Origin of the sequence: Hyphomicrobium sp. B1 (assembly GCF_049532635.1) — a bacterium.
Lineage (GTDB): Bacteria > Pseudomonadota > Alphaproteobacteria > Rhizobiales > Hyphomicrobiaceae > Hyphomicrobium_B.
The window spans coordinates 38865-57544 of the sequence record NZ_CP134871.1; the positions used below are offsets into that span (position 1 = coordinate 38865).

An 18680-nucleotide genomic window follows, 5' to 3' on the forward strand; every position below is an offset into this window, starting at 1 on the left:
CGGAGTTGAGATCGCAATTCATCTAGAATTGTTATTGATCAAAATCAGCGCGCCGAATTTCTCTCTTCATGAAACGCAAGGCTGATATGCCGAGGCACCATCATGATTTCACTCAACAATAGAGAATGCGGGAATTCCTGCCGAGTATTGCAGGCAGCATTTCCAATTGTCGCATCCAACGATCGGCAATCGCTGTTGACGCATTGCAAAATATGAACTTGATTGCGGCCAGTTGCTTCGGTGGGCCTTCTTCCCGTTGGCGCAACATCCTGAGAAGACTTTCAAATCCCGAACGGTCCCAGTGATGATTTTCACATCATCGCTGCCCGAGTATATGACAATAATAATATAAAATAGGGAATTTGATGCCGGCTTCCGCCGGCGGTTGTGCACCGCTTTCGGCACCCGCCGAAGGCGTGTCAAGTCGTGAATTGGAGAACTAAAATGCGTGGAAAGATTCTAGCAGTGGGGTTGGCATTGTCCGCTTCGCTGGGTTCGTCCGCTTGGGCGAATGAGAGCGTCATTAAAGCGACGAGCGACCCGAACAATTGGGCCACTCAAAACGGCGATTACGCCGGTCATCGCTATTCGAAACTCAACCAGATCACGACCGAAAACGTCGGTCAGCTCCAGGTGGCTTGGACGTTCTCGACCGGCGTTCTGCGCGGCCATGAAGGCAGCCCGCTCGTCGTCGGCAACGAGATGTACATGGTGACGCCGTTCCCGAACGTCGTCTATGCCCTGAACCTCGCCGACGAACAGAAGATCGTCTGGAAGTATATTCCGAAGCAGGATCCATCCGTTATCTCGGTCATGTGCTGTGACACGGTTACCCGTGGCCTCCAGTACGCCGACGGCAAGATCTTCATGTATCAGGCCGACACGACGCTGGTCGCTCTTGATGCCAAGACCGGCAAAGAACTCTGGAAGGTCGCCAACGGCGATCCGAAGATGGGTGAAACCGGCACGTCCGCTCCGCTCATCGTCAAGGACAAGGTCCTCGTCGGCATTTCGGGCGGCGAATACGGCGTCCGCGGCTCGCTGACCGCATACGACGAAAACACCGGCAAGAAAGTCTGGCGCGCCTACTCGACGGGGCCGGACGCTGAAATGCTTATCGACCCCGAGAAGACGATGTCGCTCGGCAAGCCGGTCGGCAAAGATTCTTCGCTCAAGACGTGGAGCGGCGATCAGTGGAAGATCGGCGGCGGCGCGACCTGGGGCTATATGGCTTACGATCCCGACTTGAACCTCGTGTACTACGGAACCGGCAATCCCGGCACTTGGAACCCGGTTCAGCGCGCTGGCAAGGACGGCAAGCCGATCGATCTCAAGTGGTCGATGACGCACTTTGCGCGCGATCCCGACACCGGCATGGCCAAGTGGGCCTACCAGATGACGCCGTTTGACGAGTGGGACTATGACGGCATCAACGAGCCGATCCTCGCCGATATCGACGTCAAGGGCGAGAAGCGCAAAGTTGAAGTCCACTTCGACCGCAATGGCTTCGCCTACACGCTCGATCGCGTCACCGGCGAACCGCTCGTCGCCGAGAAGTTTGATCCGATGGTCAACTGGGCGTCCAGCATCAACCTCGACAAGTCGAGCCCCGACTACGGCCGTCCTGTCCGCGTGAAGAAGTACTCGACCTTCGCTCACGGCACCGACTTCGACACTAAAGGCATCTGCCCTGCGGCTCTCGGCGTCAAGGACGAGCAGCCGGCGTCGTACTCGGAGCTGACGGGCCTGTTCTACGTTCCCGCCAACCACGTCTGCATGGACTACGAGCCGTTCAAGGTTTCGTATGCTGCTGGTCAGCCGTTCGTCGGCGCGACGCTCTCGATGTTCCCGGGTCCGGATAAGCCGGAGCGCATGGGTACGTTCCTCGCTTGGGACGCAGGCAAGGGCAAGATCGTCTGGTCGAAGCCTGAGCAGTTCTCGGTGTGGTCTGGCGCTCTGACGACCGCTGGTGGCGTCGCCTTCTACGGCACGCTCGAAGGCTACTTCAAAGCCGTCGACCAGAAGACCGGCAAGGAACTCTACAAGTTCAAGACCCCGTCGGGCGTTATCGGCAACGTCTTCACCTACATGCAGGGTGGCAAGCAGTATGTCGGCGTTCTCTCGGGCATCGGCGGCTGGGCCGGCATCGGTCTGGCAGCTGGCTTGACGAACCCGAACGACGGCCTCGGCGCTGTCGGCGGTTACTCGGGCCTTGCTTCCTACTCGAACCTCGGTGGCTCGCTCACCGTGTTCGCACTGCCCTAACGATCTGCGAGATGGCCCGGCGCAGCCTGGGCCATCCCACGTCCGCCGGGAAAACCGATCAGACAAAATTTAAGGGAGAGGACCGTGAGTCCTCTCCCTTTTTTGCTGCCGGCACGGACAGGCGGAATGTGTTGGCTCTAAGCCGCCAGTTTTTCCTGGGGCTTCACATGCTCACCTGCACCAGCGGCAGACGACTTTGCTGTCTGCGATTGCTTCCAGCTTTTCCAGCTTGTTGCGTTGTAGCTCAGCGCAAACGCGAAAAGGCACATCGCTCCGATGCAGATCGCCAGATAATAAAATTCGATCGTTGTCATGGTCGCCTCCCAAACAATTTGAGACAGCGTAGGAGCGCAGAGCGCGGCGCAATTGATCCGCATCAACGGATGCAGCAATCCGCCCGGATCAAGATCCGCGCTAAATCAGATTTTCCGAAAACGATCTGCCGAAGCTCTGATGAGCGTCAGGCCGCTTTACCAACCGCACCCCCCTTGCGCGTTTGGTTCGCATGCTGACTGAGGAAGCGCACGAAGCTGCGCACGAGCTGCCGGTCACCGTCGCTTTTCCGATAGGCCGCGAAGTGGCTAGACACGAACTGATAGGTTTGCGGCCGGAGTTCGCGCATCAAACCCTGCTTTGACCAGCTCTCGCCGATGTGCCGCGGTAGGAAGCCGATGAAATAGCCGGACAGGATCAGCATCACTTGCGCTTCCATCTGAACGACGTTGCCTGACGCGCGCGGATGATCGGCGCGATAGAGATCGTCGAACTGCCGATAACCGCGTACCGAGAACTGTGCCCTTTCGATCGCCTCCCGCGTAATCGCCGATGTCGGAGCGTCGAACAGCGGATGCCCCTTGCCGCAATAAAGCCCATGCGGCTCGCGGTGCAAAGCAACGTACGTGACACCCGGCGCTTTCTGCGAGAACGGCCCAATGACAACGTCGCGGCGACCGTCTGCGATGGCTTGCTCAAGGTGATTCGGTGTTCCGAGTTCAAGATCGATGAACACGTTCTCGGCGTTTTCCATGAAGCGGCCGACGACGTGCTGCAGCCCAAGCGCCGAATTCGTGACGATGCCATCGACGATTCCGATGCGAAGCCGCCCGACGAGTTGACCGTTGTACTGCCCGACCCGTTCCTCGAAGGAGCTAATCTCCGCAAAGAGCTTTTGGGTCGCGATATAGGTTGCTTCGCCGAAAGGCGTCAGCCGGAACCCTCGTCGTCCGCGTACGCACAATTGCGCGCCGAGCCTGCGCTCAAGCGCCGCAAGGTGGGTGCTGAGGGTGGGTTGGGAGAGATTGAGCGCAATCTGAGCATCGGCGAAGCTACCGGCTTCAACCAGCGTCATAAACACCCGTAAAAGGCGGATATCGATGTTATCGAGCCGACGCATCGAAACTCCTTCGCACAAAGCAGCATCACATCACATCGGCAGTTTTCAATGTATCGTTTAAATAATCAATATTTTCATAGATGTTATTTTAGCCAACTCTCCATTGCCGAAATCGTGTCGTCAGCGAGGGGTTATGACCATGCATATGGCAATAGGGTTCCGCCGGTTCACCGGAGTCGGTCTGGCAGTGGCGCTTTGGGCTGGCGTATCGGTCGCCGCAACCGCTGCACATGCCGACGAGAAAATCCGCATTCTCTGCCCGACCTGGAGCGGATACGCGCCGGTCTTCGTCGCGCAGGATCTTGGCTACTTCAAAAAGCTTGGCATCGACGTCGACATCAAGTTTGAGGACGAACGCGCCAACGTCATGGCAGCGATGGACCGCAAGGACATCGAGATGGATATGCGCACCGTCGGCGAATATCAGGGCAAGCCGCGCGATGCCAAGACGCCTGGCGTCATCATCGGCACCATCGACGAGTCACTTGGCGGTGACGGCGTCATCGCGCCGGGTGACATCACCTCCGTTGAACAGCTCAAGGGTAAGACCGTCGCATCCGAGCCGAACATCCCAGGCCGGCTGCTCCTTCAGATGGCGCTCAAGGCAAAAGGCTTGACGCTTGCTGACCTCGACGTAAAGCAGATTGCGACCGCCGATACCGTCGCCGTCTTTGCCGATCCATCGATCTCCGCCGTCGTTTCCTATCAGCCGAACCTCTCGCAGGCCCTCGACAAGATCAAGCAGCGCAATCCGCACCTGCTGATCTCGTCGGCGCAATATCCCGGCATCATCGTCGACGTCATCATCGTCCGCCAGGACGACTTGAAGGCGAACCCCGAGAAGTACAAGAAGTTCATGATCGGCATCTTCAAAGCGATCGACTACTTCAAGAGCAACAAAGCGGACTTCATCAAGCTGGCAGCACCACACTTCAACCTGACACCGGAAGAGTTCGCCGCTTCGATTGACGGCAGCCTAGAATACACGGGCTACGCACAGACGGCCGGATATTTCGGCAAACCCGGCGCCCCCGGCTCGCTGTACAAAGTCTTTGGCGAAGTCATGAAGCTGAACCTGGAAAACGGCGCGGCCGATCACGACCTCAAGGCCGCAGACCAAATCGACAATTCGATCGTCTCCGGCATCACTGAAGCCGACCTGAAATAATCAGCCGCGAACCAGCCGAGCCAGGCCATCTCGTGACGAGCAAAGCAACAGCATCGACGGCAGCAGTGGTCGAACGGCGACCGGCGGCGGCGCCAAACGCCAAGGCGCCGCGCGCAGCGTACCGCACCCGGAACCAGTTCTTCGCGTTCCGGGGCACACTGTCGAGACGGGCGCAAATCCTGACATCAATTTGCGCTAGCCTAATCGTCATCGCGGCATGGGAAATTTCGACCCGGCTCGGCTGGATCAACTCGCTCTTCCTGCCGCCCCCCAGCGTCACCGTCGAAACGCTGTGGATCATGATCACGCAGAAGCATCTGCTTTGGAATGCAGGTGTCTCGACCTTGCGCGTGTGGGTGGCCTTCACACTTTCCGTCGTGATGGCGATCCCGATCGGCATCGCGATGTCGAGCTTCCGCGGCGTCGGCGCCGCCCTGGAGCCGATCGTCGACTTCATCCGCTATCTGCCGGTTCCCGCTCTCGTTCCGCTGAGCATCATCTGGTTCGGCGTCGGCGAAACGACGAAGATCTTTCTTCTCTGGCTCGGCACCTTCTTTCAACTCGTCCTGCTCGTCGCAGACGACATGCGCCGCGTGCCGCAGGAATACGTCGAGATCGCCTACACCGTCGGTGCACGTCCCTTCCAGATGCTGAAAGACGTCGCCTTCCGCGCCATGCTACCGAGCCTATTCGACAACCTGCGCATCACGCTCGGCTGGTGTTGGACCTATCTCATCATCGCGGAAATCGTCGCCGCCGATAACGGCCTCGGCTTCGTCATCTGGGCGGCACGACGCTACATGAACACCTCCGAGGTCATGGCAGGCGTCGTCACCATCGGCTTGATTGGCCTGCTGACCGATCAGATCCTGCGCCTCGTCCACAAGCGCTATTTCCGTTATCTCTGAGAGGCGCGCCGTGGCACCAGCTCCCTATCTCGTATTCGACGGCATCGCGAAATATTTCGGCGATCTAGAAGTCGTCGCGCCAACGTTCGACCTCACCGTCAGGCGCAACGAATTCATCGTCTTCCTCGGCCCCTCTGGTTCCGGCAAGACGACGCTGATGCGCATGGTCGGCGGCCTGGAAACGCCAAGCACCGGTGAAATCCGCCTCGACGGCCAACCAATCCGCGAGCCGGACCGCGACCGCGGCATGGTCTTTCAGTCCTACTCATCGTTTCCTTGGCTGACCGTCGCCGAGAATGTCGCCTACGGCATGAAGTACCGTCTCGATATGACGCCGGAACGCAAGGCGACGCGCCTCGCACATTACTTGCAACTCGTCGGCCTCAGCGACTTCGCCGACGCCTATCCGAACAAGGTCTCAGGCGGCATGCGCCAACGCATCGCCATCGCCCGAACGCTCGCTGCAGGCTCCGACGTTCTGTTGATGGACGAACCCTTTGGCGCATTGGATGCGCAGCGCCGAGAAGATCTTCAGATCGAGCTGCGCCGCATCCAACAGCAGGACGCCAAGACAATCATTTTCGTCACGCACGACGTCGACGAAGCAGTTTTTCTCGCGGACCGCATCATCGTCTTCTCCAAGCGCCCCGCACGCATGCTTGAGGAAGTCGACATTGCGGCAGCTCTCGGCCCTGATCGCACGCTGGAGCTTCGCGACAGCGAACGCTTCTTCAGGTTGCGAACGGAAGTTTTGAAATTTGTCCGCGCCGCAGCGGGCCACGATAACTAGAGCGCAAAGCGCCGCAGGAAAGCAAATGTGCATCAATCTCAAAAACAAAAGCGTCCTCGTGACCGGCGCAAGCCGCGGAATTGGTTTTGGCATCGCTGAAGGCTTCGCCGAAGCAGGCGCCGACTTAGCAATCCTTGCCGACGACGACACCGTGCATGAGGCCGCCGACAAAATCTCGAAGGCGTACGGCCGTCCTGTTCGTGCCTTCGTCGCCGATATCACCGACAAGTCCGCCGTCGCCAAGGCATTCTCGGAAATTTCCAAGCTAGACGTTCTCGTCAACAACGCGGGTCTCGAATTGATCACCCCGCTGACCGATCCGAGCGACGAAGTTGATGCCACGTTTGCCCGCATCATGGACATCAACGTCCGGGGCACCTGGAACGTCACGCGCGGCGCGCTACCGCTTCTGAAGACCGGCGCGCGTATCATCAACACCGCGTCCGTCTGGTCCAAAAGCGCCGTCGGCGAATTCGCCGCCTACATCGCATCGAAGCACGCTGTCGTCGGCTTGACGCGCACTTTCGCACGCGAGCTTGGACCGCGAGGCATCACCGTCAACGCGGTCTGCCCAGGCTGGGTCCGCACAGTCGCATCGGTTCGTTCGGCGAAAGTCATGGCCACGCGTTCGAAGCGCAGCGAAGCCGACATCTTCGACGATGTCGTCGCCGCTCAGTGCCTCCCCGGCCTGATGGAGCCGCAGGACGTCGCCGGCCTCTACCTTTTTCTCGCCAGCGACCTTGCTGCCAACATCACCGGACAGGCCATTGGCGTCGACCGCGGAGAATTTCTTGGATGAGCAGAGAATTAAAAGATCTGAAAGTCGTCGTTTGCGGCGCCGCAAGTGGCATCGGGCTTGCGACGGCAGATCTCTTCGAGAAGAAAGGCGCGCACGTCGCTCGCCTCGATTTCGAACCGATCGAGAAGGGCCTGTCGTTTCAACTCGACGTCACCGACGAGATCCAAGTTGCAGAAGCGATCGCCGCCGCCGATAGCGCGCTTGGCGGCATAGACGTCATGGCCAATTCGGCTGCCGTCTTTCGCTACGGCCCCTTACTCGAAACGCCCGTTGCCGACGTCCGCAAAGTGTTCGACGTCAATCTCGTCGGCACGTTCCTCGTGACGCGCGAAACAGTACGCATGATGAAAAGCCGCGGCAAAGGCGGCAGGATCATTCTCTTCAGTTCCGAACTAGCCCAGCTCGGACGCGAGCATCACGCCGCCTATTGCGCCACCAAAGCCGGCGTCAGCGCCATGGTGCGCTGCTGGGCGAAGGAATTCGGCCCCGACATTCTCGTCAATGCCGTGGCGCCGGGCCCGACCGACACGCCGCTTCTCGATTTCGAAAACCTGCCCGACGAATGGAAACGGCTTGAAACGTCCAATCCGCTCGGCCGCATCGGCAAACCGGAAGAAGTCGCGGAAGCCGTCCTGTTTCTCGCCAGCGCCGGCGCAACGTTCATCACCGGCCAAGTTCTCGGCGTCAACGGCGGCGCCTCGATGGTTTGAAGGAAAGAAAAAGCATGACCGACCGCATCTTTATGAATGAGATGAGCTGGACAACGTACCAGAAACGCATCGAAGACGGTGCCATCATCCTGCTCCCAACGGGCGCCACCGAGCAGCACGGCCCACATCTGCCGATGGGCACCGATGCCCTGCTCGCGACTGCCGTCGCAGCCGATGTCGCAAAGCGGATCGACGCCATCGTCGCGCCGGTCCTCTCGTTCGGATACAAGTCGCAGCCGAAGATGGGCGGCGGCAATCACTTCTGCGGCACGACCAGTCTCGATGCCGATACGCTTGCGCACGTGCTGCGTGACGTCATCAAAGAGTTTGCACGCCACGGCGCGCGCCAGCTCGTTCTCATCAACGGCCACTACGAAAACATGATGTTCACGATCGAAGGCGTCGATCTCGCCCGTCGTGAGCTGGCCTATATGGGCATTCACGATTTCGAGGTCATGCGCCTCGAATATTGGGATTTCACCAAGCGCGAGACGCTCGACAAGATTTTTCCTGACGGCTTCCCCGGCTACGATCTCGAGCATGCCGCCGTGATGGAAACGTCTCTGATGCTCCATCATCATCCGCATCTCGTCGATTTGTCGGCACTGCCCGACGACAAGCCCGCGAGCTTTCCGCCCTACGATATGTATCCGACGCGCACCGGACTGGTGCCGTGCTCCGGCGTGCTGTCGCCCGCACACGGCTGCTCAGCAGAAAAGGGCAAGCTGCTGGCGAACGACTATGCCGAAGGCGTCGCCGCCGCGATCCGCAAAGAATTTCCGAACACAAGGGTGAAGCCATGAGCGATATCCACGTCGTCCCAGCGCGCCAGGGCCGCGCTGTCGCGCTCAAAGCCGGGCAATCGATCAAGATCATCAACACGCATGGCCATCAGGTCGTCGATACGTGGGCCTTCAACGCCGAAGATCTGAGCGAGTTCCTCTCAATGGAGCACATGCGCGCCGCCATCGACCGCATTCGCCCAATGCCCGGCGACAAGCTCGTCACCAACAAGCGACGCCCGATCCTGACGCTCGTCGAAGACACCTCGCCCGGCATCCACGACACCTTCATCGCCGCATGCGATATCTATCGCTATCAGGGCCTGGGCGTCGCCGATTACCACGACAATTGCGCCGACAATCTACGCTCCGGTATGGCGGGCCTCGGTCTGACACCGCCTGAAGTGCCCTCCCCGCTCAATCTCTGGATGAACATTCCGGTGAAGACCGATGGCACCATCGGCTGGGAAGAGCCCGTCTCGAAACCCGGCGACTACGTCGTGCTGAAAGCCGAGATGAACTGCATCGTCGCGATGTCCGCCTGCCCGCAGGACATCATCTGCATCAACAAAGGCGCGCCGACGGACGCGCACTACGAGGTTCTGGCATGAGCACGACGACCGTCTCCATTCCGTGGGGACTCGATTCAGAAACCGGCGTGCTCCGGCATGTTCTTCTCGGCAAACCTGACTTTTTCGAATGGCGGCCCGTCGGCGCCGTTTCCCGGCAGACGCTCGCGCTCGGACTCCGCTTCGATGCCCAAGCCGCCATGTCGCAGCATCGCGAAATGGTCGATGCTTTCGAGCAAGCGGGCGTCACCTGTCATTGGCTCGACGCGCGGCCTGAGCTGAAATACGGCGTGTTCGCTCGCGACTCGAGCGTGATGACGCCCTTCGGCGCCGTCATCACCATGCTGCAGACCCGCTACCGCCGCGGTGACTATGCGCTCGTCCTGAAGTTCTACGAAGAAGCCGGAATCCCGATCTGGAACATGATCACCGCCGGCCATTTCGAAGGCGGCGACTTCATGGTCGTCGAACCGGGATTTGTGCTTTGCGGCTACGGCGGCGAACGCTCCGAGCAGGAAGGCGCCGAGCAGATGTGCAAGTGGTTCCGGGAAAAAGGCTGGGAGGCTTACGCCGTGCCCTTCCCACCGCATTTCGTGCACCTCGACGTGTCGGTCGGATTCATCAACAAAAAGCTCGTTGCCGTCGCTCCCGACGCGCACCAGCCGTGGTTCCTCGATCTTTTGAAATCGAAGGGCTACGAAATTCTACCCGTCTCCTATCATGACGCGACACAGCTCGGCACGAACATCGTCGCTCTCGGCAACGACCGCGTGTTGTCGACCGCCGCGAACGAGGATCTGAACGCCCGCATGCGCTCCCACGGCATCGAGGTCTTCGATCCTGACCTCCGGATGTTCACGCTGGGCGGCGGCGGCCCACACTGCCTCTGTCAGGCCCTGCGGCGCGATCCGCTTTGATGCGATTTGTGCCCAACGTCTCACAAATGATCATCAGGCAGCGAGGATACCAATTCGCTGCCTGTTCATTTAATCTTCCGTGACCGGCCTAATTGGACTGGCCAAACAATACTGAATTGTTGCATATGAGGCGGCCGTGAGGCCCGTCGGTCATTCTCGGCAAAGGATTTGTCGGTATTGTCCGGGTATGATTCTGCTCGATTACAATTCATTGCTGATCGCTCTGAGCTTCTGCAGCGCAGGGGTGGCGCTGACGTTCTTTGTGAGCTGGCTGGTCTCGCAGTCTGACCGCACCCTGATGACGTGGACGCTCGGCTCCACGAGCCTCGTCGTCAGCATTCTGGCCTACAGCAATTTTGTCGCGCACTATTCGCCTTCGGTCGGCATCGTAGCTTTTTCTGCGCTTCAAATCGGATTGGTGTTCTTTCTCGGAGCTGCCTACCAATTCCGCACCGGATTGCTTCCCGCCAAACTGATGATTGCCAGCGCGCTGATCGCCAGCGTTCTCACCACATCCATGATGGTTAGTGGTTATGACGGCCTTTGCTACATCGTGTTCAATCTCGCGGCGATGCTGATCTTATGCCAAACGGGGATCGAATATTGGCGCTGCCGCCACGAATCTCCGCTCCTGCTGACGACACTCACAACCCTTTATGTTGTAGGCGGCCTGTCGTTCGGCCTCTGTGCCTTTGCTCTGGCACAGCAGGGCGAATGGATCATGAACCGCCCGCCCGACGACTGGGCCGAAAATCTGAACCTCATCGTTTGCCTCGCCGATACGGCCGCGATCGGCGCGCTCTCCCTCGGCCTCAATCAAATTCGTCTGACACGACGCCACAAGCGCGAGGCCGAAACGGATTCCCTGACGGGCCTCTACAATCGGCGCGCGTTCTTCGATCGCGCCGCCGCATTTCGTGCGCCGACGAGCATCGTGGTCGTCGTTTTTGACGTCGATCACTTCAAGCAAGTCAACGACGTTTATGGCCATCAGATCGGCGATACCGTACTGCAGACGTTTGCCGAAATTCTGAGGGACACCGTACGGGAGGGCGATCTCGCTGCGCGCCTCGGTGGTGAGGAATTCGCCATTCTGCTTCCCGACGCAACACTGAAGGCGGCCCTGCTCGTGGCCGAGCGCATCCGCAAGAAATTCGCCGAGAAGCGCTTTTTTTCCGACGCACAGCTGTTTGGCAGCTCGGTCAGCGTCGGAATATCCAAGGTCGGCGACGAAACGATGTTGAACGACTTAATTATTCAGGCTGACGCCGCCCTCTATGTCGCCAAACGCTCCGGACGCAATCGCGTCATTCTCTTTTCAAGCCGCGAGGACATCCGGCAGCAGAAGCACAGCATTGTTCCGATTGATCTGGAAGGCTCGGAAGCCGAGCGGGCGAACGTCTACGGCGCTGTGGCAGAAGCCGCGCACCATCATTCCCAACGCAAGGCGCGCTTGACCCGCCGCATCTAAGACCCAGTCAGGAAAAAATCCGCACTATCTTCCCGGCAAATGGTCTTGAGGCTGCACCGAGCCCGCGATGTAAGGCCCCGACATCGGTGACGGATGGGCCATCAAGCTCGGATTGGTATCGTCCAGCATCGGACGCAGCGCTCCGCACACGAACCAAAGCGCAAACGAAAATCCGACCAGCAGAAGAATGATCAAGGCATCGAGCACGCCATCACCATCGCGCATGCCAATACCGAATTGAGAGTCGTCGTTACGGTCGCCGCCAGAATAGAGGGCCATGGCTCTTTCCTCGCTTCGTCTCGCCTCCGTCAGTCCCTCAACAGTCTGCAGGCCGTCCGAATCCAACCGGATCCCCGTGACCGATCGCGCAATGGCCGCATCATGAATGTGCGCTCTCGAAAGCGCGGCGAAAAGACCCCAGACAGGCGCCAGGGGTTAAAATCGGTTACCGGATGATTAAAATACCGTTCACCGTCCGCGCGATTGGCAGTTGCCTTGAGCAATGCCTTTGCGCTCCGATGCGTGCCAGCAACCGAGCGCCGGCGGAAACGGCCGATCGGTTTTAAACGCTCGGTTTTCCGCATCCATCAGCGACGAACAGCTCACGAAGGCTGGGGGGAACCAAGGCCTCGGCTAACGCGTTTCGTCCAGAATATAAGTTAGGATAATGCTCATGACCGTTGAAAGCATCGCAGTCAGTAATAATCAGCCGGTAGAGCTCTTCGATGCCCGGTCGCGGATCGCCCACCTTGAGGCGAAGGTCGAGCAGGCCGACTACCTGCTCGCGGAAGCTCTCGATTCGTCCGTCGATTACGAGGACATGCTGAGAAAAATGCAGATGGCCCAGAAGACGCTCAAAGAAGCACTCGGTCAGGAGCGGGAACTTATGCGCCTTGCGTGACGCCCGCCGCTCTAACCGCCGTTTCAACTGAAATTTTAGTGCATATCGGCCTGCTCGACGCGGTAGCGGTACGGCAGGTCGAAACAATAATGAGCGCCGGCCTTTTCGGCCTCTTCCCAGGTTTCGAATTGGGCGCCGATAACCTCCGACGATCCCCCGAAACAGCCTTCGTCGTCTCCGCGACAGGATTCACACCAGACGACGACGCGATATTTGTCCATTGCCACCCTCGTAAAGTCCTTGCACGAGCATTTTTAGCTGCGCTGCAGCATGACCTCCTTTTTCTGCCTCTGCCGATGAATTCATCATGAACGCCGCTGTCATCCACGCTTCAATCGCGCCACAGTTGCCTATGATATCGATGCCATTCGGCCTTTGCCTCAAACGGCGTCCTGCGCATCAGCGCTGCCCTATCGGGGCCTGAACGCGGGTTGCTGCCACGGCTTGCTTACCTGCCCCACTCAGAGCCGGAAAACCGTCCTCGGACGAAGCGCCGCAGGCTCCGCGCGAAAACGTGGCCCAGAATTTCTGCTGCCGCAGCTTGTATGGGCTGGCAAAGAGCCCTATGCCGCCCGCTTCAAATTTGGAAAACCGTTTATCCGTTGGATTTCTGTATGCAAAAGCAGGCCGGAAAAATTCGTCTCTGCGAGGACGATCACGCATCGGACGGGTATTACGTCCTCATTTCCCTGATCTGCATCGTGGTTGCAATGACCTCTGCCCTCATCATCACTTATGGAATTGAAATGCTGATCTAGCAGACCCACCGACCACGGCATAAACGTCTCCTACTAATCACCCGTTGCTAAGTATTGCGATGCAATTGCCTCTTGCCATACTTGAGCTAACTTTCGTTCAAGCGGACAATCCCGTCCCACTATTCAACATTTCGGAACGACGACGCACGCGACAAGATAATGGTTCGTCAGCCTTCCAAAACAAATCGCTTCGCCATCAGTGCGTCCAGCCGCTTTGTCGCCGGCCTTATTCGGACCGTCAGGCGGACATCGTCCACGGTTTATGAGCCGGCCGATTTCTTTGATCGCCTTCGCGCCCAGGTGCCGTTCATCATGGCCATGTGGCACGGGCAATTCATGATGCTGCCGGATCTGAACACCCGTGAATATCGGGTCGAAGCCATGGTCGCCCGCCACGGCGACGCCGAGCTCGTCGCTCAGGTTCTGGCCCGCTTCGGAATCTCGGCGATCCGGGGCGCTGGCGCGGCAGGCCGCAAGCGTGATCGCGGCGGCGCCTACGCTCTTCGCGCGGCAGTGAAGGCCCTCGAAAGCGGCTCCATCGTCGCCATGACCGCCGATGTTCCGCCAAGACGCCCACGGACCGCTGGCGAGGGCATCGTGACGCTCGCACGGCTCTCTGGCCGTCCAATCATCCCGGTTGCAGCAGCGACGTCTCACTTCGTAGTGCTCAATACCTGGAGCAAGATGACGGTGAACTTGCCTTTGTCACGGCTGGCTTGGGTTGCGGGCGAGCCGATTTTCGTCTCCCCCGATGCGGACGACGAAGCGCTGGAGAAAGCCCGCCTTGCGGTCGAGGCTTCGCTAAACGCAGTTACAGCGCGCGCCTACGAATTGGCGAAGGCAACCGACCGCCAGCCCCTCACCGGCAACAAGCAGAGCGGAACGCCGCGCCTGTTTCTTTAAGAGCGGAAGACGCGGCTATTCTGCCGCGACCGTGTGATCCGCATTGGCCTGCTTCTCCCGCTTGCGCAGGCGATCCTCTTCAGCCGAGATGTAATCGCGTGTCCGCGGCACGCTGTCGATTTTTTTGGCAAGCTGGATTTGGAAGACCATCAAGCCGCCGTATCGAAAACCAGCCTCACCCGCGGCCAGATAAAATTCCCACATTCGACAGAAGCGCTCACCGAGCAGTGCGGCGGCTTCAGCGCGCCGTACCATGAAGCGCTTCCGCCACGCCAGCAGCGTATCGGCGTAATGCAGGCGCAAGACCTCAACATCGGTAACGATCAGGCCAGCCTTCTCGATGGCCGGGAACACTTCCGCGAGAGACGGAACGTAACTGCCTGGGAAAATATACTTCTCGAACCACGGGTTCATCGCGCTGCGCCCGTCGAGCCGACCGATCGAATGCAAGAGCATAATGCCGTCGTCCTTGAGGCACCGCCGAACCGTCTTGAAGTAAGTCTCATAGTCCTTGAGACCGACATGCTCGAACATCCCGACTGAAACGATCCGGTCGAACGTCTCCGTCAGCGCCCTGTAATCCTGCAGCCGAAAATCAATGCGTTTCGCAAGACCCCTCTCGCTGGCGCGGCGCTTCGAAACTTTGAGCTGTTCCGGCGAAAGCGTAACGCCGGTCACCTCGGCGCCGGCAATACCCGCCAGATAGAGCGCCATGCCGCCCCAGCCGCTGCCGATATCGAGAACCTTCGCGCCCTGCTTGACGAGAAGCTTCGACACAATGTGCCGCTTCTTCGCGAGCTGAGCAGTCTCCAGATCCTGGTCCGGTGTTTCGAAATAGGCGCACGAATACTGGCGATCGGAATCGAGAAAGAGCTCATAAATGCGATCGTCGATATCGTAATGATGGTGGACATTATCGCGCGACTTGCCCTCGGAATTCGCGCGGTGAAATGGCTCCAGCAGATTGCGCAGCGTGTGCTGCAGCCAACCGAACTGCGGCGGAGTCAGGCTGTGAAGATTGTGCCCTAGCAGTTCCAGGAGATCGTAAACGGTGCCCCCAGATACGGTCAGCCTGCCGTCGGTAAAAAGTTCTCCCAGCGCCATCTGCGGATGGAAGAAAAGTTCACGCGCCGCTTTGTTGTCTTTGAGGGTGACGACGAGAGGGACCCCGGTCCCGTCCCCCGATGAGAGCCTATCACCGTTGGGCATGACGACCGTGAGGCTTCCGGTCTTGATGCACTGTTTCAGAAACGATTGGAGCAGGCGTTTCATGGGCAGGCCGTCGAATATATCTGATACTCAACACAACGAAAGAAATTTGGTTCCGGCCAAATTCCCGTCGGCACCAGGAACTTAACAGATTTGCGTCGGTTTTTCATCATCGTTCTGTCATGCGTCAAAATACTCAAGCAGCGAGGAAGACATGGCGCCAAAAAATCAAATTGCTTCGGTTACGAAGCGTAAAACGCATTCAGCGAAGACGACGAAAAATGCGCGCAAATCCCCGCGCTCGACGCATCGCTGGTCTGCGCAAGTGACGAAGACGAGCGATGCCCTCGATATCAAGGCGCATCTCTTCGAGGGACGCGACCCGTCAGAGATCGCCAAATCGCTGAAGCGATCGGCAGAAAGAAGCAAACGCCGGAAGGGCACGCCTTATCAATCGGCCATGTCGATGCTGACGTTTTACATCAATCGCGCCGGAAAGAATCTCACCTCCCGCCGACGCCAGACGCTCGATCGCGCCAAGGTCGAATTGCGGAAGGCGTTCGGGCGATCTGCATAGCGGCCGTCGCCAATCATGCCCTTTGTCTCGCCATGCGAGCCTGTCGGCGTACGCCGTGGGTCGTCTTCTCCCAGAAGAAAGGTCTCCTGACGAGATCGAGGATCGCGCTATAGGCCGCGAGTGAAATCGCGAGCCAATAGATCGGCAGCAAAACGACGGAGAACACGCGTCCCGATATGCCCGCTGAAACCGACGTCACTAAAATCAGCAGCGCCGCTGAACCATATCCCACGATCAGATTGGCTCCAAAGAGCCAGAAGAGAAATTCGTTCTCCGGCAGGACGCGACCTCTGAGCACGGCCTCCGTCCCAACCAGCACATAGAACCATGGATGCGCGAGCATCGAGATCAGCATGGCCGAGATGGTCACCTGAAAACCAAAGAACCTCCAGGCTCCGAGATCGCGCCAAAGCCGTAGCGGGCGTCGCATGTGCACGAGATAGGTTTGCATCCATCCCTTGATCCAGCGCGTGCGCTGACCGCGCCAGACGCGCCACGTAACCGGTGCCTCCTCCATGGTTTCGGAATCGATGATCGAAACCTCGTAGCCAAGACGTGACAACCGGATTCCGAGGTCGGCATCCTCGGTGACATTGAACGGATCCCAGCCGCCACATTTCAAAAGCACGTCGCGGCGAAAATGGTTCGACGTCCCGCCGAGCGGAATAGGCAATCGCAAATGATCGAGCGCCGGTAACACCCCTCCGAAAAGCGCCGCGTATTCGAGCGTAAATTGGCGGCTGAGAAAAGAGTCGTCCGGATTGAACACTACAAGCCGCGCCTGCACGCATGCGAGTCTCGGACCGCCGCGAACGAACGCCACTGCCGCCAGACGAAGTTGGTCAGGATCGGGACGGTCCTCGGCGTCGAACACCGCCACCAGCGTGCCGCGCGCTTCCTGCAGCGCATAATTGAGCGCTCTAGGCTTTGTCTTGGGTTGACCGCGCGGAACCGTCACCACACGCATGTTGGCGCCGAGCCCGGCGTGCAAAAGCGCATGCCGTGTCACTGCATCATCTACTTCGGTGATGAAAAGAATTTCGAGCCTGTCGCTTGGATAGTCGAGCCGACCCATCGCGCGGACGAGCGCCGGCACGACAGCAACCTCGCGATAGAGCGGAACCAGGACCGAAAATGTCGGCAGCCGGTTATCGTACCGACGGTCAAGCCATCGCGGGTCGACCGCTTCTTGATGGCCGCTCACGACCCGCCAGAGCGCCGCCAACCGCAACACCGAAATCATCAGAAACGGCACCGCAATGGTCAGCGACCAGAGTACGAGACCAAAGTCGTCAAGCAAGAAAAGCCCGGCCGTCAAACCCGCTAGCGTGACGAACAAAAGCACCCGCTGCCACAAAAGCAGCGGAGAAGCGGCGGAAAAGTCCGGTGCCCGCCGTCGCAAATCGTTGACCGCACGGTCCAGTTGCCCAATATCGCGTTGAAAGGGGGGCTGAGCGAACACGCGTCCAGACGGCGGTGGACGACCGCGCGTTACACGTGGCGGCACGCGGAATGTCCGCGTGGTCGGCGTTTTGGGCCGAGTCCCCAGCATGGCATGCACCTGACTGGCCCCTCCGACGGTCACGCCGCCCAGCCAGTGACAAACTATATGCTCAAGATGCGTAAAATTAAAAGCCAAGAATGGGCGTCGATCGCGGACACGAGAACCCGGAGTTCTTTTGAAATGAAAGCGCAACGACTGAGCCGAGATGCACTTCTGGCGATGGCCGTGGCTTTTTTCGCGGCACTCAGCCTTGCAGCACCAGTCGCAGCCCAGGACGCATCAGGATCAGACCCTGCCGTTGCCAACGTCGGCGCGTCCAAGGATGCCGCCCCGCCCCGTCGTGTCGTCATCCGCTTTCTGACTGACAACGACTATCCGCCATTCGATTTCTACGACGAAGACGGCGTGCTCGTCGGCTTCAACGTCGATCTCGCCCGCGCCATCTGCCTCGAACTCAACACTTCATGCGATATCAAGGTTCGCCCTTGGGACGAGTTGATCCCCGACCTTTTGAAGGGCGAGGCCGATGCCGTCATCGCCGGACACAAGGTGACGGCAGCGGCGCTGAAGCAGGTCGATTTCACCGATCGCTACTTCCACACGCCGGGTCGCTTCGCCGCCCGCAAGGACGAGCCGCGCGTGGGGATGACACCCGGCAAGCTCGAAGGCAAACGCATTGCTGTCGCCCGCGGCACCCCGCACGAAGCGTTCCTCCGAGCGTTCTTCCACGACAGCCCACTCGTCATTTACGAAAATCCCGACTTGGCGCGAGAGGCGCTGGCTGCCGGCAAGGCCGACTTCCTGTTCGACGACGGCATCTCGCTGGCTTTCTGGCTTAACGGCACGCTATCGCGCCAGTGCTGCGAAATGCGCGGCGGTGCTTTCCTAGAGCCCAAGTTCTTTGGAGACGGCATGGCCATAGCCGTCCCCAAGAACGATCCGCAGATTAGGCTCCTGCTGAACAAAGCACTGGAACGCGTTCGCGCTTCTGGACGTTTCGAAGAACTCGTTCAGCGCTACTTTCCGGTCAGAATTTACTGAGACGAAGCTGGCGTG

The 18680-nt window shown here is 59.1% G+C and carries 21 protein-coding genes; 15 read left to right on the plus strand and 6 right to left on the minus strand.

From position 1 onward, the window contains the following. The first annotated feature begins 444 nt into the window (after positions 1 to 444). Positions 445 to 2265 (plus strand): methanol/ethanol family PQQ-dependent dehydrogenase, encoded by a 1821-nt coding sequence (locus RLW55_RS00200; RefSeq protein WP_423415259.1) that lies wholly within the window; start codon positions 445 to 447, stop codon positions 2263 to 2265. A gap of 137 nt (positions 2266 to 2402) precedes the next feature. On the opposite strand, the gene RLW55_RS00205 is transcribed toward RLW55_RS00200, so the two are convergent. Then, positions 2403 to 2579: a hypothetical protein gene (locus tag RLW55_RS00205; RefSeq protein WP_423415260.1), complete on the minus strand. Its 177-nt coding sequence runs from the start codon at positions 2577 to 2579 to the stop codon at positions 2403 to 2405. A 146-nt stretch (positions 2580 to 2725) separates the two neighbouring features. Next, entirely contained in the window at positions 2726 to 3658 is a 933-nt protein-coding gene (locus tag RLW55_RS00210; protein WP_423415261.1) for a LysR family transcriptional regulator, read from the minus strand. Between the two features lie 139 nt (positions 3659 to 3797). Here RLW55_RS00210 and RLW55_RS00215 point away from each other — a divergent pair, with 139 nt between their 5' ends. The 9 genes from RLW55_RS00215 to RLW55_RS00255 all read left to right on the plus strand — a co-directional run bounded on the left by RLW55_RS00215 (position 3798) and on the right by RLW55_RS00255 (position 11772). After that, a complete protein-coding gene (locus RLW55_RS00215; RefSeq protein ID WP_013946438.1) occupies positions 3798 to 4826 on the plus strand; it encodes an ABC transporter substrate-binding protein in 1029 nt (342 codons plus the stop codon). Positions 4827 to 4858: 32 nt separating this feature from the next. Then, positions 4859 to 5734 carry an ABC transporter permease gene (locus tag RLW55_RS00220; RefSeq protein ID WP_423415262.1) on the plus strand — a complete coding sequence of 292 codons (876 nt, stop codon included), beginning with the start codon at positions 4859 to 4861 and terminating at the stop codon, positions 5732 to 5734. A gap of 10 nt (positions 5735 to 5744) precedes the next feature. After that, the gene (locus tag RLW55_RS00225) at positions 5745 to 6524 is read left to right on the plus strand and encodes an ABC transporter ATP-binding protein (RefSeq protein WP_409562382.1); all 780 of its coding nucleotides are present in this window, start codon (positions 5745 to 5747) and stop codon (positions 6522 to 6524) included. A gap of 25 nt (positions 6525 to 6549) precedes the next feature. Beyond that, the gene (locus tag RLW55_RS00230; RefSeq protein ID WP_423415263.1) at positions 6550 to 7323 is read left to right on the plus strand and encodes an SDR family NAD(P)-dependent oxidoreductase; all 774 of its coding nucleotides are present in this window, start codon (positions 6550 to 6552) and stop codon (positions 7321 to 7323) included. Beyond that, positions 7320 to 8033, plus strand: coding sequence for an SDR family NAD(P)-dependent oxidoreductase (locus tag RLW55_RS00235; protein WP_423415264.1), 714 nt, complete (start codon positions 7320 to 7322; stop codon positions 8031 to 8033). Before RLW55_RS00230 ends, RLW55_RS00235 begins: the two co-directional genes overlap by 4 nt. Positions 8034 to 8047: 14 nt before the next feature. Then, positions 8048 to 8836, plus strand: a complete 789-nt coding sequence (locus RLW55_RS00240; protein ID WP_423415265.1) for a creatininase — start codon at positions 8048 to 8050, stop codon at positions 8834 to 8836. Continuing rightward, entirely contained in the window at positions 8833 to 9426 is a 594-nt protein-coding gene (locus RLW55_RS00245) for a DUF1989 domain-containing protein (protein ID WP_423415266.1), read from the plus strand. The genes RLW55_RS00240 and RLW55_RS00245 overlap by 4 nt, the downstream gene beginning before the upstream one ends. Next, positions 9423 to 10301 carry a dimethylarginine dimethylaminohydrolase family protein gene (locus RLW55_RS00250; protein WP_423415267.1) on the plus strand — a complete coding sequence of 293 codons (879 nt, stop codon included), beginning with the start codon at positions 9423 to 9425 and terminating at the stop codon, positions 10299 to 10301. Before RLW55_RS00245 ends, RLW55_RS00250 begins: the two co-directional genes overlap by 4 nt. 187 nt (positions 10302 to 10488) lie before the next feature. Continuing rightward, a complete protein-coding gene (locus tag RLW55_RS00255; RefSeq protein ID WP_423415268.1) occupies positions 10489 to 11772 on the plus strand; it encodes a diguanylate cyclase in 1284 nt (427 codons plus the stop codon). Between the two features lie 24 nt (positions 11773 to 11796). Here the strand turns inward: RLW55_RS00255 and RLW55_RS00260 are convergent, their stop codons facing one another. Further along, on the minus strand, positions 11797 to 12051 hold the full coding sequence (locus RLW55_RS00260) for a hypothetical protein (RefSeq protein ID WP_414461931.1): 255 nt from the start codon (positions 12049 to 12051) through the stop codon (positions 11797 to 11799). Positions 12052 to 12445: 394 nt separating this feature from the next. Here RLW55_RS00260 and RLW55_RS00265 point away from each other — a divergent pair, with 394 nt between their 5' ends. Then, on the plus strand, positions 12446 to 12673 hold the full coding sequence (locus RLW55_RS00265) for a hypothetical protein (protein ID WP_013946428.1): 228 nt from the start codon (positions 12446 to 12448) through the stop codon (positions 12671 to 12673). Positions 12674 to 12708: 35 nt separating this feature from the next. Here RLW55_RS00265 and RLW55_RS00270 read toward each other — a convergent pair whose 3' ends face one another. Beyond that, complete coding sequence (locus tag RLW55_RS00270; RefSeq protein ID WP_035575729.1) at positions 12709 to 12894, minus strand: hypothetical protein; 186 nt, start codon at positions 12892 to 12894, stop codon at positions 12709 to 12711. A 393-nt stretch (positions 12895 to 13287) separates the two neighbouring features. Between RLW55_RS00270 and RLW55_RS00275 the strand changes: the two genes are divergently transcribed. Beyond that, on the plus strand, positions 13288 to 13431 hold the full coding sequence (locus RLW55_RS00275; RefSeq protein WP_423415269.1) for a hypothetical protein: 144 nt from the start codon (positions 13288 to 13290) through the stop codon (positions 13429 to 13431). 312 nt (positions 13432 to 13743) lie between these two features. Further along, complete coding sequence (locus RLW55_RS00280) at positions 13744 to 14334, plus strand: lysophospholipid acyltransferase family protein (protein WP_423415270.1); 591 nt, start codon at positions 13744 to 13746, stop codon at positions 14332 to 14334. A 15-nt stretch (positions 14335 to 14349) separates the two neighbouring features. Here the strand turns inward: RLW55_RS00280 and RLW55_RS00285 are convergent, their stop codons facing one another. Beyond that, positions 14350 to 15606, minus strand: coding sequence for a class I SAM-dependent methyltransferase (locus RLW55_RS00285; protein ID WP_423415271.1), 1257 nt, complete (start codon positions 15604 to 15606; stop codon positions 14350 to 14352). A gap of 151 nt (positions 15607 to 15757) precedes the next feature. On the opposite strand from RLW55_RS00285, the gene RLW55_RS00290 reads away from it, so the two are divergent. Continuing rightward, a complete protein-coding gene (locus RLW55_RS00290) occupies positions 15758 to 16120 on the plus strand; it encodes a DUF3175 domain-containing protein (RefSeq protein ID WP_414461930.1) in 363 nt (120 codons plus the stop codon). Positions 16121 to 16133: 13 nt separating this feature from the next. Here RLW55_RS00290 and RLW55_RS00295 read toward each other — a convergent pair whose 3' ends face one another. Then, on the minus strand, positions 16134 to 17420 hold the full coding sequence (locus RLW55_RS00295) for a glycosyltransferase (RefSeq protein WP_423415272.1): 1287 nt from the start codon (positions 17418 to 17420) through the stop codon (positions 16134 to 16136). Between the two features lie 384 nt (positions 17421 to 17804). Here RLW55_RS00295 and RLW55_RS00300 point away from each other — a divergent pair, with 384 nt between their 5' ends. Continuing rightward, a complete protein-coding gene (locus RLW55_RS00300; RefSeq protein WP_409562370.1) occupies positions 17805 to 18665 on the plus strand; it encodes a transporter substrate-binding domain-containing protein in 861 nt (286 codons plus the stop codon). The last annotated feature ends 15 nt before the right edge of the window (positions 18666 to 18680 follow it).